The 13,238-nt window shown below is 46.0% G+C and carries 15 protein-coding genes; 8 read left to right on the forward strand and 7 right to left on the reverse strand.

Annotated features, from left to right (window positions below):
- The first annotated feature begins 5 nt into the window (after nucleotides 1–5).
- From mobB to RF679_RS06730, 3 genes are all read left to right on the forward strand, one after another.
- Entirely contained in the window at nucleotides 6–527 is a 522-nt protein-coding gene (mobB, locus tag RF679_RS06720; RefSeq protein ID WP_309483450.1) for a molybdopterin-guanine dinucleotide biosynthesis protein B, read from the forward strand.
- A gap of 130 nt (nucleotides 528–657) precedes the next feature.
- Complete coding sequence (locus RF679_RS06725; protein ID WP_309483451.1) at nucleotides 658–861, forward strand: YjfB family protein; 204 nt, start codon at nucleotides 658–660, stop codon at nucleotides 859–861.
- Between the two features lie 292 nt (nucleotides 862–1,153).
- Nucleotides 1,154–1,567: a hemerythrin domain-containing protein gene (locus tag RF679_RS06730; RefSeq protein WP_309483452.1), complete on the forward strand. Its 414-nt coding sequence runs from the start codon at nucleotides 1,154–1,156 to the stop codon at nucleotides 1,565–1,567.
- Between the two features lie 88 nt (nucleotides 1,568–1,655).
- On the opposite strand, the gene RF679_RS06735 is transcribed toward RF679_RS06730, so the two are convergent.
- A complete protein-coding gene (locus tag RF679_RS06735) occupies nucleotides 1,656–1,871 on the reverse strand; it encodes an RNA-binding S4 domain-containing protein (protein ID WP_309483453.1) in 216 nt (71 codons plus the stop codon).
- 307 nt (nucleotides 1,872–2,178) lie between these two features.
- On the opposite strand from RF679_RS06735, the gene RF679_RS06740 reads away from it, so the two are divergent.
- The 4 genes from RF679_RS06740 (at nucleotide 2,179) to RF679_RS06755 (ending at nucleotide 4,733) form a co-directional block, all read left to right on the forward strand.
- Nucleotides 2,179–2,433 carry a BufA1 family periplasmic bufferin-type metallophore gene (locus tag RF679_RS06740; protein ID WP_309483454.1) on the forward strand — a complete coding sequence of 85 codons (255 nt, stop codon included), beginning with the start codon at nucleotides 2,179–2,181 and terminating at the stop codon, nucleotides 2,431–2,433.
- Between the two features lie 132 nt (nucleotides 2,434–2,565).
- Nucleotides 2,566–3,444 carry an MNIO family bufferin maturase gene (gene bufB / locus RF679_RS06745; protein WP_309483455.1) on the forward strand — a complete coding sequence of 293 codons (879 nt, stop codon included), beginning with the start codon at nucleotides 2,566–2,568 and terminating at the stop codon, nucleotides 3,442–3,444.
- On the forward strand, nucleotides 3,434–4,198 hold the full coding sequence (locus RF679_RS06750) for a DNA-binding domain-containing protein (protein ID WP_309483456.1): 765 nt from the start codon (nucleotides 3,434–3,436) through the stop codon (nucleotides 4,196–4,198). The genes bufB and RF679_RS06750 overlap by 11 nt, the downstream gene beginning before the upstream one ends.
- Before the next feature lie 58 nt (nucleotides 4,199–4,256).
- Complete coding sequence (locus tag RF679_RS06755) at nucleotides 4,257–4,733, forward strand: DoxX family protein (protein WP_309483457.1); 477 nt, start codon at nucleotides 4,257–4,259, stop codon at nucleotides 4,731–4,733.
- A 126-nt stretch (nucleotides 4,734–4,859) separates the two neighbouring features.
- On the opposite strand, the gene RF679_RS06760 is transcribed toward RF679_RS06755, so the two are convergent.
- Nucleotides 4,860–6,098, reverse strand: a complete 1,239-nt coding sequence (locus RF679_RS06760; RefSeq protein ID WP_309483458.1) for an SGNH/GDSL hydrolase family protein — start codon at nucleotides 6,096–6,098, stop codon at nucleotides 4,860–4,862.
- 416 nt (nucleotides 6,099–6,514) lie between these two features.
- Between RF679_RS06760 and RF679_RS06765 the strand changes: the two genes are divergently transcribed.
- On the forward strand, nucleotides 6,515–7,861 hold the full coding sequence (locus tag RF679_RS06765; RefSeq protein ID WP_309483459.1) for a porin: 1,347 nt from the start codon (nucleotides 6,515–6,517) through the stop codon (nucleotides 7,859–7,861).
- A gap of 162 nt (nucleotides 7,862–8,023) precedes the next feature.
- Here the strand turns inward: RF679_RS06765 and RF679_RS06770 are convergent, their stop codons facing one another.
- The 5 genes from RF679_RS06770 to RF679_RS06790 all read right to left on the reverse strand — a co-directional run bounded on the left by RF679_RS06770 (nucleotide 8,024) and on the right by RF679_RS06790 (nucleotide 13,160).
- Nucleotides 8,024–9,004, reverse strand: coding sequence for a GGDEF domain-containing protein (locus RF679_RS06770; RefSeq protein WP_309483460.1), 981 nt, complete (start codon nucleotides 9,002–9,004; stop codon nucleotides 8,024–8,026).
- Between the two features lie 107 nt (nucleotides 9,005–9,111).
- The gene (locus RF679_RS06775) at nucleotides 9,112–9,984 is read right to left on the reverse strand and encodes an HDOD domain-containing protein (protein ID WP_309483461.1); all 873 of its coding nucleotides are present in this window, start codon (nucleotides 9,982–9,984) and stop codon (nucleotides 9,112–9,114) included.
- On the reverse strand, nucleotides 9,981–10,307 hold the full coding sequence (locus RF679_RS06780; RefSeq protein ID WP_309483462.1) for a hypothetical protein: 327 nt from the start codon (nucleotides 10,305–10,307) through the stop codon (nucleotides 9,981–9,983). Before RF679_RS06780 ends, RF679_RS06775 begins: the two co-directional genes overlap by 4 nt.
- A 289-nt stretch (nucleotides 10,308–10,596) precedes the next feature.
- Entirely contained in the window at nucleotides 10,597–11,094 is a 498-nt protein-coding gene (locus tag RF679_RS06785) for a hypothetical protein (protein WP_309483463.1), read from the reverse strand.
- A gap of 254 nt (nucleotides 11,095–11,348) precedes the next feature.
- On the reverse strand, nucleotides 11,349–13,160 hold the full coding sequence (locus RF679_RS06790; protein WP_309483464.1) for a M14 family metallopeptidase: 1,812 nt from the start codon (nucleotides 13,158–13,160) through the stop codon (nucleotides 11,349–11,351).
- Nucleotides 13,161–13,238: the final 78 nt, after the last annotated feature.

Below are 13,238 nucleotides of genomic sequence, written 5' to 3' on the forward strand. Positions count from 1 at the left end.
TTCTTATGACTACGCCTTGTCTTGGAATCGTTGGTTGGTCTGGTAGTGGCAAGACGACCTTGCTCGAACGACTTTTGCTCGAACTAAGTCAGAGTGATTATCGGGTTGGTGTCCTAAAGCATTCACACCACGATGTGGTACTCGAACCTGAGCACAAAGACACGGCACGTTTTCGGCGTGCTGGCGCGACGCAAGTCGTCTTAGCGTCCCCTTATCGTTTAGCATTTGTGGAAGAATTACGGCAAGCACCAGAGCCTAATCTCGCAGAGATCTTGGCGCGCATGCAGCCTGCTGATTTTTTTCTCGTCGAGGGTTACAAATGGGCGGAAATTCCCAAACTTGAAGTGTGGCGACCGTCCTTGGGGAAGCCAGCTTTGTATCCAAATGACCCTTGGATACGATTGGTGGCCTCGGATGTGCCGCGTCCTAATAGCGAAGAAGGAGGTCGTAAGGATCTTGTGTGGTTGGACTTGAATAATACCGCGAGCGTTTTGCAGTTTATTCAAAGCCTCATTGTGAAAACGTAAATATTATTATTTCATTTTGATAATTCCAATCGGCATCTTGATCTGCCTCGCCATGAGAAATTTTTATTGGAATCCCTAAAGTTTCTCAAAAGTGCTGCCGATATCACAGATGCAGATAAGGAGGATTGTCATGGACGTTAACGGAATTGCTAAGACAGCGACGACGCTGGCTGATGTGGGTGTTAGCCAGCAAGTGAGTATCGCAGTCTTGAAAAAAGCTCAAGATATCAGCCAAGAGAGTGCAACGGCCTTGATTGAAGCGATCCCAAATTCAAGCGCCAATGTACCGAACTTACCACCCAATTTAGGTAGAAATATCAATACAACCGCTTGAGGTTTTGATCCTCGATCGCACAACTCATTGTGTGCCAGTCATTACTTGACTCAAAAATGTCGAAGAAGCGCTCAACAGGGCGCTTTTTTTTCGCATTCAAATTCTTATCGACGGGCCTTTGAGAAAATACAAACTGCGTGTCCAAATGCATTAACAAATGTAAAATGGGTGCGATTTTTTGTTGCATTGCAAAATAAAGCGACCATAATGTGCCTGAATAAATATGTTGCTGTGCGAAATTTTTATTTATTTTCTCTTTGTAAAGTTTTAGTTTTAGTTGTGAAGGAATCGTATGACGAAAGCAAATTGGGGCTGGTCTGAGAGATTGAGTCTAAAGCATCAAGTTATGGATGCGACGCATCAAGAGTTTGTGACGCTCTGCGCAGCTCTTGCCCAGAGTGAGGATCAATCGCCGTTTCTTGAGCGATTAGATGCATTGATCGAACATTCGATTGAGCACTTTGAACAAGAAAATAAGTGGATGCGCGATGCTGGATTTCCGCCAGCAGCCTGTCATCAAGCTGAGCATGACGCAGTGCTACAAGTGATGCAAGAGGTGCGTCGCCGATTTGCAGAGGGAGAACGAGATCTCGGCGAGCGCCTCGCAGAAGAGCTTCCACACTGGTTCGAGCACCATGTCGATACGATGGACAATATGCTCGCACAGTTCTTGATCAACAATGAGATTGAAGTCGAGGCGGCCTAAAAGGGCTGGCCAGACAAAATAAAAAAGCACCTGAGAGGTGCTTTTTTATTGAGCTTTTGAGTATTGGCGATTCATTTTTTTTGCGAGTCTAGCCATTGACCTTCACTCGTAGATCACCTAATTCGACTACTTGGCCCGGACGAATTTTCGCTGTTTTGCGTAACTCTTGGTGTCCATCGACTTTGACCTCGCCGCTTGCAACAATCATTTTTCCAGCTCCGCCACTGTCACAGACGCCAATTAATTTGAGCAACTGGTTGAGTTCGACAAATTCGCCTTCAACAGTAAAAGAAATTTCTTGCATGATCTCATTGTAATTCGAATAAACAAGCTTCGAGGATACACCATTTTGCACCACTGTTGCGGTGCAACTTGAATGTCTTTGAACGTATTTGCTGGTTTTTTGGTCTTGCTTTGAACTTGATCGCTAAAAACAATTAGAGTGATGTAATGACTTTACTAAGTGAATGAACCTGTGCAAAATTGAAAAGCAAAAAAAATCGAAGAATTGTGTAAGGAACGGAACGATAGCTCGACTACTGCAAGTAGCTCGTGATATTGATCCGAATTACTAGGTCTAAAACTGATATTTTTTCTATTGGAGAATGAAGATGAATAACAAAGCATTGATCGCTGTTGCATTAGCTGGTTTGGTAAGTTCTTCTGCTGCGATGGCAGCGGATACCCCAAAAACTGAGAAGTGCTGGGGTGTTGCAAAAGCAGGCCAAAATGATTGCGCAACAAAAAATGGTAGCCATTCATGTGCTGGTCAAGCTAAGAAAGATAATGACCCAAATGAATGGAAAAAAGTCCCAGCAGGCACATGCGAAAAGTCTGGTGGTAAGTTGGAAGCACCAAAAGCGTAATGAGTTGAATCGTTTAGCAAAACGATTCTGGAATGTTTGAAGGTAGCGAGGTGTTGCAAGGACACCTCGCTATTTATTTTACAGAAGCATTTTTTTGAGTGCTCTGGAATTTCTTCGATTTAGAACTGGCACATGAACGCTGAAATGAAGCAGATCAACGAGGTAAGCAACGCTCGCTTGCAAGGCGTCGGGATAGGTTTACGCACGCCGCATTATCGTGATTTTCTCGAACGAAAAATTAAGGTAGATTGGTTAGAGGTTCATTCTGAAAATTTCTTCGCGAGCGGTGGATTTGATTTATTTGTCCTGGAAAAATTAGCGCAAGACTATCCCATTAGTTTGCATGGTGTTGGTCTCGCTCTTGGTTCAGCGCAGGGATTTAAAGAGTCGCATGCTCAGCGATTGAAAGCCTTGGTTGATCGCATACAGCCCGCGCTAGTATCGGAACATCTCTGTTGGGGGGCGATCAATGGTCGCCATTTGAATGATTTGTTACCCATGCCTTTAAGCTTTGAAAGTTTAGATTTGATGGCAGAACGGGTAGATTTTCTGCAGAATATTTTGAAGCGAACCGTGTTGATCGAAAACGTGTCGAGCTACCTTCGCTTTCAAGATGATCAAATGTGTGAGGCTGATTTTTTGTGTCGCTTAAGCAAACGTACTGGCTGTGGCATTTTGTTGGATGTTAACAATGTATTTGTCAACCAGTTCAATCATGCTGAACCTGCCTCACACGAGTTTGAGTTTTATCAGCAGCAGGTGAGGTCAATTGGTGAAATTCATTTGGCAGGTCACAGTCAGGTTGAGGATTGTTTGATCGATGACCATGGAAGTCGAGTGCGGAAAGAGGTGTGGGATCTCTATGAGTTTGTATGTCGCAATATCAGCCCCACGATTCCAACTCTGATTGAATGGGACACTGATATTCCCGACGTCGAAGTTTTAGTTGTCGAAGCGGAAAAAGCAAAAGCAATACAGAAAACCTGCCAGGAGTTGCATCATGTCGACTAAGCTGGCTGAATTGCAGTCGAATTTTGCGCGAGCATTGCTCGAATTTGATGATGGTTTGATCGCAGCTTCTCTACGATGTAAGCATGGCTCAGCTGAAGAGCGTATCGCGATTTATCGCGGAAATCTTTTGGCGATTTGGAACAAGTCATTAGCCAATGCTTATCCCGTCATTCAACGTCTTGTCGGTGAAGATTTCTTTGAAGATTTGGCGCGCTCCTATGGTCGCCGCTATCCGTCCCAAGCAGGTGATTTGAATGTATTTGGTGAACTTTTTGCAGACTTTCTCCTTGGTGTTGCTCCTTTGGCTGAATACCACTATATGCCTGCTGTCGCTCAACTTGAGTGGTTGGTGCATCAGAGTTATTACGCCCAAGCGCCGAATGAGTCATTGACACTAACGGGTTTTCTGCAAACGGCGGGGGGGCATGCGCAAGATGCGTGTTTGTCGTTTGTTCCCTGTTCTGTTTTGTTTAAAAGCGATAAAGCTGCAGTAAAGGTGTGGCAGGCGCATCAAACGGAAGAGTTTTCGGGGCTGCCAAGCGATCTGGAGCAACCGTCCTACGCGGTAGTAGTAAGGCCGCACTGGCGGGTTGAGGTGATGCCATTGGATCAGGCTGGCTTTACTGCTTTGGAGTGCTTGCAGAACGGCGTTACGCTTGGTGCCGCACTTGATCAAGCCTTGCAAATCGACGCGCAGTTCGATGTCGGTGCGCATTTGCAAAAGTGGTTTGCTGCAGGAATTTTTTCTGCTTAGATTTGTAAGGAAATAAGATCGAGCACGACAAAGCAGATTATTGTCCGAGGAATTGAATATGAAATTTTTCTTGAAAGTCCACCAATGCTCTATGCGATTTGATGCCTTGCTCGATCGTTGGGGCTATAGTCTGGTTGGTCTCTTGGTTCGGGGATTTGTAGGGTGGCAGTTTTTCAAATCAGGTCTGGTGAAGGTGCAAGATTGGGAGTCGACATTAAGTCTGTTTCGCGAGGAATACAATGTTCCTTTGCTGCCTCCTGAAATAGCTGCAGTCCTCGGGGCAGGCGGTGAATTAGTTTTGCCAATATTCTTGCTCCTAGGTTTGTTCAGCCGACCTGTAGCGATGGGTTTATTGGCAGTGAATTTGATGGCGGTTGTGTCATATCCTCAGCTATGGTCGTTTGAGTGTCCTGCCGCCATTAACGATCATTTTTATTGGGGGATTTTGTTGTTGATCTTGTTTGCAAAAGGAGTTGGTGAGTTTAGTTTAGATAGTGTGTTGCAGAAGCGATTCAAAATACCAACTACGGCGTGAAATACGTGAAACGTGTGAAATGAAATAATTTCGGAATGCCAAAGAAAATGCAAAAGGGACCGCGAAGGTCCCTTTTGTTTGTGGCCTGTGAAGAGAGCGCCGTAAAAGGTGTTCTCTTTTTTATGCTTATTTCCAGCCGCGTTTTGCGATTTCAGCGGTGATGTAATCTGCGAACAGTTGATTACCAAATGGTGTTGGATGAACGGTATCAGCAAAATAATACTTACTTGTATCGCCTGGGATCAAGTTATTCGCTGAGCAGACCAACGATGAGCCCAAAGGATTCTTAGCGGCGCTTAGATCACAAGCAGGAGTCGTAATGTTACTAATACCGTAAGCTGATGGGTTTGCTGCGTGATCACGGAAGCGTGTGTACAAGTCGACCATCAACACATTGTCTAAACCGGCCAAACCTTCGATTAAACGGGCATTGAAAGTGATGCTCATACCATTCAACAACGTTTGAGAATCTTTAGATTGCGCTAAAGCTGCAGGTGTTTTGCTCATATCTGGCATATTCACGACAACAACGTATTTCGCACCTTTTGCCAAGATCAGGTTTTTCACGTAGCCAGCCAATTCAGTACCTGCTGTACCGATCGCATCAACATAAGTTTGAGCGTTAGCTGACGCATAAGCCGCACCTGCTGCAGCACCAACGGTTGGAGTCAAAGTGGCAACCGCAGCGTTGATACAGTTACTTGCTTGAGCATCAGTTGGTTTGCAAGTGCCGGCAGCGATATCTTTTTGAATTTGGCCTGGTACTGCTGCAGTAACTGCTGCAGTTGCAGCTTGCGTTGCCGCAGCAGACAATTCACCAGTTTTGATGAAAACGTCATTTGGACCGCCGCTTACAAATACGATTTCAGTGCCAGAGAATTTGCCACCGTTAGCTGCCAAGTAGTTGTTAATTTGAGTGACGACTGGCACAGTTGTTTGGCCCAGAACAGCATTGGCACCGCCCAAGGCTTTATTACCTGGCCCAACAGGATTGGTTACACGCGCACCACCTTGTGCATAGCCAGTACATCCAGCTTTGACAGTGACAGGAACGTTAAAGCCTTGTGCCGCAGCACCTTCCAAGCCTGTTTGTGCCGCGCATGGTGCTGGCAAGCCTAAGTTTGCTGCGACGATTTCAGTCCAGTTTTTCGCTGTTGCGCTGTTGATGGTGTATTTGCCACCACCGAGAGCTGCGACTGTACCAACTTTGTAAGTACCAACGTCGCTCAAGCTGTCACCAAATGTGACTTGAGAAGAAAAGGTGATTTTTGGCGCAGGATCTTTAGAACTGCTGCTAGTGCCACCTCCGCAAGCTGTTAATGCTGCTGCGGCGAGAATGGTGAGAGATAATTTGAGATGACGCATTTTGTCTCCTGGGTCAATTATTGAATAAAGCTAAACGAACGCTAGTGCTATTTAGAGCGCCCACTATATGCCAATATTCTGCGTTGATGTATTGAGACGTGCAATTAAACGACAGCAAAAATTAGAAGAATTATTCGAAAATAAACGCTATTTGGAAGCTTTCACTGGTATTGTCTAAGCCGTTAATTTTGCAGAGTAAAATGAACTTTGTCAGAGTGAAATTTGGGGTTTTGCGAATCTTCGAAAAAATAAATTTTTGAAGAACTTTTCGACGTAGTTTTTTTGCGACAGCGAATGAAATGGCTCGCGAGATCCTATACAAGAATCGCGATCAATGTCATATTTTGAGCTATGAAATTAGTACGTACGTTCGATTCAACAGTTTTCAGAAGAACTCTTATTGGGGACAGTAAAAAATGAAATTAAAAATGTTGGCGGCAGTGTTGACCACTTGCTTTACAGCGCCAGTTCTGGCTCAGACCAATGTAACCATCTACGGTATTTTGGACGCTGGTATTCAGTTCAATTCCAACGGCAAAGCTAACCAAACGAAAATGGTAAGTGGTATTGCTGATGGTTCCCGTTTGGGCTTTAAAGGCACAGAGGATATGGGTGGCGGATACAAAGCCATTTTTAACCTCGAAGCACGTGTTGAAGTTGACACTGGTGCAAACAAAGCGGGCAATATCAGTGATTATCAAGGTTATGCTTTGACAAAAGGTATGGATTTTCCTGACTTTGGTAATCCAACTTTGAAGGGGGCTGCAGCGCAGACTTTGCAAGGTGTTCGTGAAGCTTTGCAACCAAAGTACAACGTCAACGCAACTAATACGTACGTGTTGCAACGGGGCGGCGGCCCAGATGGTGGCATGTTCGACCGTACTGCGATGGTTGGTTTGATTACTCCAGTTGGTGCTGTTTTAGCTGGTCGTATGTACACACCAGCTTACGAAATTTTTAACGCTGCAGATACGTTCGAAAGCGGTATGGCAGGTAGTTGGGGCGGTATCACTGGTGGTACTGGTGGCTTGCTGACTTCGGGTATGGCGATTCGTTCCAATAAAGCAGCTCAGTATCGTATCGAGTTACCTAGCGGGATAGCAGCTTCCTTGATGTACGGTTTCAAGAACTCTGGCTATGTCGGTTTGGACGACAAATTCATCGCAGGTATGGTGAAGTACAAAGCAAATGGCTTTGACGTTGGTATCGGTTACAACCGTGGTACAAACATGGATGGAACAACCGGTTTGATTACGACTACAGCAGGTGGTTCCTACGCTGCAGGTGATTTCAAATTCTTCGCTGGTTACCAAGCGATGAAGAATGAAAACTCGATTTTGTTGCCAGTGTTCTACGATGCATGGGATAAGGAAATCGGCCCAAGTTTGCGTAATGCAGGTGTGCCAGCGGCTGTTGTCGGTGCATGGACGAGTGTGTTCCGCACTACAGTAGCGAAAAACTTCAAGCTTGATGCGACTAGCTATAGCTTAGGTATGCACTACAAAGTGGGTAACGGTCGCATTATGACTTCGTATAGCCATCAAGATGATCGTACATTGTCTAACAGCGACGTGACACAAATCGCGATTGGCTACGACTATAATTTGTCTAAACGTACAGATGTTTATACAGTGTTCGGTCGTATCCGCAATCAGAATGATGGTCAGTACGCTTTAGGTGCTGCTAGCGCATCTGGTGGTTTCACAGAAACGCCAGGTGGATCTGCTCGTGCGGTTCAAATCGGTATGCGTCATCGCTTCTGATCTGAAAGATACTTAAATACAAAAGCCCGTCGGTTTCTTACGACGGGCTTTTTGTTTTTAATAGTAGAAAGTCGATGATCAGCGCTATCAAGATGCTGAGAAGATTCAAGATATTTCGCTTCTTCGCTTTTTTACTCTGGCAGATATCAAAATGCAGTCTCGTTACAATGCAACTTGGTTTCTACCGCGTTCTTTGGCGCGGTAGAGTGCCGCATCCGACGCAGCGATCACGGCAAGACCATCTTGCCCTTCGGCTAGCGATGCGAGTCCGATCGAAGCTGTAATATGTGGTAAGCCTATCGCATCGTTTTGAAAAACTTTAGTGTGGCGAATACGTTCGCACAAGCGTTCTGCGACGATAAGTGCCGATTCTTTAGGTGTGTTTGGAAGTATTACAATCATTTCTTCACCACCGTAGCGGGCAGCAAAGTCACTTGGACGCAGGCCATTACTGATTACCTTAGCCGCTGCTTGAAGTGCCTCGTCGCCTAAAACATGGCCGAAACGATCATTAAATTGCTTGAAGTGATCAAGGTCTAGCATGATGACGCTTAATTCACTGGCGGTGGCGTGCGCACTATCAATCAGACCTGGCAGTTGGGTATTGAGCCAAGAACGATTATTGAGTCCGGTCAAACCGTCTACCATCGAAAGTTGGCGGTAGAATTCGCCAACTTTTTGACGATTCCGTAACTGCGCATTGGCCGCACGAATTCTGAACGAAAGCAGTTGAAGCAGGTTGCGGGCGACGCCGTTGGATTCATCAATCAATTTCCACATCGTTGCAGAATCGATCGCGAGTAACTCACTATCGGTGACCGCTGCAATGGTGGAGAGGTGTCCTTCATCATCCAGAACTGAAATTTCTCCTACGCATTCCCCTGCGAAATACTGGGTTGTCGCACCTTCGAGTTGCCTCCGCGAAGTGCTCGAGGTCAGTGCAAGGTTACCTCTTAAAATAATGTAGAGATTGCCGACGCCGTTGTTACTGTCGAGGACGACTTCGCCAGCATGGGCGCGATAGACCGGGCATTGCGCCAAATGGGCTTTGATCAAATCATGTTGATCTGCGCTTAGGTTGCGAAAGAGCTCAATATCGGCGAGCTTGAAATTCGTCTCTTTAAATTGCCGAAAGTGTTCCATTTATTCTCGATTCAATGCGTTCTACGTTTTTATTTTGGGCAAAGGAATTTATCCAATCGATTGCTTGGCGCAAGTCTAGCATCGAATCATGAATTCATATTTAAGAACTAAGAGCTTTGAAGCATCTGATTCATCGCTTCGACGCGCAGCTCTGTCTCATGAAAGATTGCTAAATACGCTTCATCCGAGAGGGATAGCACATCCCAGGCATGTTGCGATATCAGAGGCACCAGCTCGCGCTCGTCATTATTGAGATCAAGTGCATGAACAATTGCATTGGCGACATGAACGATAGCGGCGACTGAGTTGAGTTCTTTATCATCGGGATCGTGATGTCCGCGTATGCCATCTTGGATCGCGTCTGAGAAGTTCCATTGAAGTGCTAGTACTAAACCAACCGCGACGTGATCCACCCCGAGTACGCTACGTTCTGCTTCGAGTAGGCTGGTATCGCTACGCTTAGCACTTTCGATGACTTGTTCATATTTTCTAGGGAAGCGCGAAACTAGTACTAGGCGGCCAATGTCATGCAAGAGACCCGCCGTGAAGGCGAAGTCATGCTTCATGTGTAAGGTTCTAGAAATTAATTCTGCACAGATTGCCGTGGCAATATTGTGCCGCCAATATGCTTGATTATCGAAGCCACGACAGGCGGCATGTGGCAAGTGTTTCGTGAAGATACTCAAGCGAATTAAATTCTTCAAATTTTTGATGCCTAGCATCGCGACGGCTTGCTGTATCGTTACGACCTTCGAGTTCGCACCATAAATTGAGGCATTTGCGAGGCGCAATACTTTTGCCGCTAAAGCTTGATCGAGAGCGACTTTTTCAACGATGGCATCAAGGCTGATGTCATCATTGTTTAGATCACTCAGCATCTCCTTGGCGACATCGGGCAGCATCGGTAGATCGTTGATCTTGTTGATGACTTCTTCGAGAGAAATTTGATGGTCATCAACGTCCGTAATAAATTGCGTCATGATGTTGGTTCTTCCCGAAATTTGGCAATCAAGGACATCAATGTTGAAGTGGGCGCTTGGTATGGGCCGTGTCTAAATACGATGGCAAGTCGGTCACGTTTGCGTTGGCGTTCGGCTAATTCTTCTTGTTTTTCTTCTTCAGTCTCTTCGATCACGATGGACAGTTGATGAACATCGTGATGTTCCATCGAGTTAATCATGTTTTTAGTGAGTTGCGTTCCTGCAGGAAGGAGAACATGACCCATTTTGTCGAGTAATTCATCCGCCAACACCATTCCAGCGGAAATGCGCGCGATTGGTAAATAGCGATGTTTCTGACTCATAAAAATTGACTCCTCGGTAGGTTGGCAATGCGCATGGGCGTCAAAGACCAAACGATCGTCAGGGGAAGCTTGTATTTTGTATAGTATGCTTTTCCAATTAATGTTTCAATAAAGAAACCGTGTGAAGCGCGGTTCTGGTTTTTAATTTAAGCGAATTTGTCTGTTTATGGCATCGCTTAATGAAAAAAGCCACGTTTCGGGCAAACGAGACGTGGCTTCTCTGGATCGAAAAATCATGAATTGCTTTGATTAATTGTTGCGTAGTTGTTGCTCGGGCGATCACGACTTTTTACCATCGATGGTGGCGCTCTTGATAGCGATCATCGCGATCATAATCATGACGAGGGTAGCCACGACCTTGTTCTCGCCAATTTTCACGTTCACGCCATTCATGACGTTCACGTTCATGACGACCACGGTCGTGATAATGACGAGCGCGCCATGGTCGACCATAATAGCTATCTACATAATGATGTTCACGGTAAGGTAATGCCGATCGCAAAGTGATCGGAATGCCGCCCAATCGAAAATCAATTTGCATGCCGTAGGGAAGGGCGTAGGCGTTTTGCCAACGATACCCGTCAAACCAAAACCAAACTCGATTTGATGGAGCGAAATAGACTTGAGCACTCGGGTAATAAACATAGTTGTACATCGCTGGAGCGTGACTCACGATGGGGTGCGCATTGCTATATTGGTACGGTGATTGCGCCATCGCGGTACCGGCAAACGCGATGCTGGCGGTGAATGCGATAACAAGGGGCGAAATAAAGCGTCGTAAGAACATGATCATCTCCTAAGTGGGAGCAGCGATTGATCTGCATCCATGTTCACTTCAACGCATGGAGGTGAGTAATGGACGACAAGTTCTTGTGTTACCAAGTGTAAAAGTTCGCCAAGCTACTGGCCTGGTACCTGTCATTGATGCAAGTCTGCATTTTGATTTGGCCTTGCCTTCGTGGAGTAACGCGACCTTTTGAAACCTATCCGACATATCGGAAGCTCGCGCTCAGGCATAGCGCGCGAGCTTCTTTTAATTTTTTATTTGACGTCACTTGGTATTTGATCGACTCGCATTACAGGATAGAGCGCAAATGCCTTATCCCACGATGGATGGCGTTTCGCAAAAAACTCTAAGCGTTTTTGAGGATTCGCCTTAAATGCAGGGTCTTTGGTGAGTTTTTCTTGAAATTCGGCATGGAGTTCTGGTGATGCTTGAAGGGCCTCTCGTGCAAACTCTTCCGCCACATAGGCTTCCATATATTCTTTGCTTTCGAAAGCATTATTGAACCAACCCCAATTCAAGAGCGAATCGCCGCCAAGTGGCTCGAACATCGTTGCCACCAATCGCGCCTTGGCTTGCTGAATAGGAATGAAAAGCGCGTTTTTGCCGAGCGTACGAGTTTCTTTGGCCCAGCTTCCTTCGACCTTCAACATCTGATGATGTTCGATTGACTGCTGACTAAATTCAAAACGCTGGGCGCGAAATACTTCGAAAGTTTGTGCAGAAAAGGCCGTACTGAGCTTCTGGAATTGGATGCCATGCTGTTTGAGCTTATCTTCGAGCTTGCTGGCATATGCGGCTGGAACCACATAACCACCGAGTGGAAGTTGTGTACTGACGTCGGGTGTGACTTGGTCTTGTAGCTTAACGCGCCAAACCTGAGGCTTACTTTCATCATAGCGTGTCATGCTCGCGCCAGAAATTTCCGACGTTGAGCGCGAGTAGGCATAACCCTGAAATTCGATGGTCTTAGTTTCGTTCGTGTTCCGGTAGCTCAATGCAAGAGGATTGCCTGCTAATTTGAGGCTCTGTTGGTCCGCTTGTAAAGCACGGCTGCGCCATTCTTGGCCGTGCTCTTCCATTTGTTTGACGACAGAGAGTATGGTGTCGTGCGTGATCTGGACTCGTGTTGGATAATCTTTCCAAGAGTGAGTTTCGACCAACATTGCCAGCCTGTTACGGAGCTGGAAGTAGCCAGTCGAAAAGCGCGGTGTAGAAACGTTATTGGAGAAGCCGGACATGGGATTGTCTTCTTCATCGAAAGACATGTAAAAACCGAGAGGGAGAAAGTCTTTCTTGCTCAGATCGGCAATCACAGCCTCTTGGAAATGCTTACCAATCGTTGCTAAAGGATGATCGTGATTTAGAGACGGTTCAACTTGGATGGATACCGCATGTTGGAATTTGGCGCCATCAGTCACGTGTAAGTCGATTGTGGCGATCGGATCCCATTCATTCACGAGTGCCAGCATTGCCTGCATTTCAGGTGCATCTGCCTTTACGTAATCGCGATTCAAGTTATAGTTTTGTGCGGTCGTGCGCCAACCCATGGCTTTCGGACCGCGTTGATTCGGACGGTTATAGCTGTCAAAACGCTCGTGTCCATCCACGTTGAATACTGGAACAAATAGCACTACTTGGTTGCGTAAAGCATTTGCTTGATCAAGGAGTTTGCGTAAAGCTAAAAAGCCGGCATCTTTTCCATCAATTTCTCCAGCATGAATGCCTGCTTGGATTAGTGTGACTGGCAGCGGCTTCTTTTTGAGCTGCTGCGGGCCGAGTACGCCGCTGTGAGATGCCACCAAATAGAACATGCTGCGCCCCTCTGGTGTTGTGCCAAATTTTTTGCAACGCACTGATTTAGGATATTGCCGTTCAAAACCCATGCACAGACGTTCTACTTCCTCGTAGCGACCAGTCTCTTGGAACTGTGTTTTTTCAGCAGTTGTTCTCAGATCTGAAGCATTCGATTGCTTCTTTACAGCGTTCGCCATGGATGTCGTGGACGAGAGCAAAAGCAGCGCGGCAGTGGTGAAGCCGAGAATGCTGTGTGGAGTTTTTCTATGCATGGTGAACTAATAATGGTGAAGTGAGCTAGATGAAGTTTCGACCTAGATCGGATAATGAATGAGGTCGATTTAAACTCG

The sequence above is a fragment of the Undibacterium cyanobacteriorum genome (assembly GCF_031326225.1).
GTDB lineage: Bacteria > Pseudomonadota > Gammaproteobacteria > Burkholderiales > Burkholderiaceae_D > Undibacterium > Undibacterium cyanobacteriorum.

Bases quoted from the DNA above. Each gene is read 5' to 3' on its own strand.
- RF679_RS06790 (WP_309483464.1), bottom strand. From the start codon at position 13,160: ATGCATAGAAAAACTCCACACAGCATTCTCGGCTTCACCACTGCCGCG.
- RF679_RS06760 (WP_309483458.1), bottom strand. From the start codon at position 6,098: ATGCGTCATCTCAAATTATCTCTCACCATTCTCGCCGCAGCAGCATTA.
- RF679_RS06750 (WP_309483456.1), top strand. From the start codon at position 3,434: ATGTCGACTAAGCTGGCTGAATTGCAGTCGAATTTTGCGCGAGCATTG.
- RF679_RS06740 (WP_309483454.1), top strand. From the start codon at position 2,179: ATGAATAACAAAGCATTGATCGCTGTTGCATTAGCTGGTTTGGTAAGT.
- bufB (WP_309483455.1), top strand. From the start codon at position 2,566: ATGAACGCTGAAATGAAGCAGATCAACGAGGTAAGCAACGCTCGCTTG.
- mobB (WP_309483450.1), top strand. From the start codon at position 6: ATGACTACGCCTTGTCTTGGAATCGTTGGTTGGTCTGGTAGTGGCAAG.
- RF679_RS06770 (WP_309483460.1), bottom strand. From the start codon at position 9,004: ATGGAACACTTTCGGCAATTTAAAGAGACGAATTTCAAGCTCGCCGAT.
- RF679_RS06725 (WP_309483451.1), top strand. From the start codon at position 658: ATGGACGTTAACGGAATTGCTAAGACAGCGACGACGCTGGCTGATGTG.
- RF679_RS06735 (WP_309483453.1), bottom strand. From the start codon at position 1,871: ATGCAAGAAATTTCTTTTACTGTTGAAGGCGAATTTGTCGAACTCAAC.
- RF679_RS06755 (WP_309483457.1), top strand. From the start codon at position 4,257: ATGAAATTTTTCTTGAAAGTCCACCAATGCTCTATGCGATTTGATGCC.
- RF679_RS06730 (WP_309483452.1), top strand. From the start codon at position 1,154: ATGACGAAAGCAAATTGGGGCTGGTCTGAGAGATTGAGTCTAAAGCAT.
- RF679_RS06775 (WP_309483461.1), bottom strand. From the start codon at position 9,984: ATGACGCAATTTATTACGGACGTTGATGACCATCAAATTTCTCTCGAA.
- RF679_RS06765 (WP_309483459.1), top strand. From the start codon at position 6,515: ATGAAATTAAAAATGTTGGCGGCAGTGTTGACCACTTGCTTTACAGCG.
- RF679_RS06780 (WP_309483462.1), bottom strand. From the start codon at position 10,307: ATGAGTCAGAAACATCGCTATTTACCAATCGCGCGCATTTCCGCTGGA.
- RF679_RS06785 (WP_309483463.1), bottom strand. From the start codon at position 11,094: ATGTTCTTACGACGCTTTATTTCGCCCCTTGTTATCGCATTCACCGCC.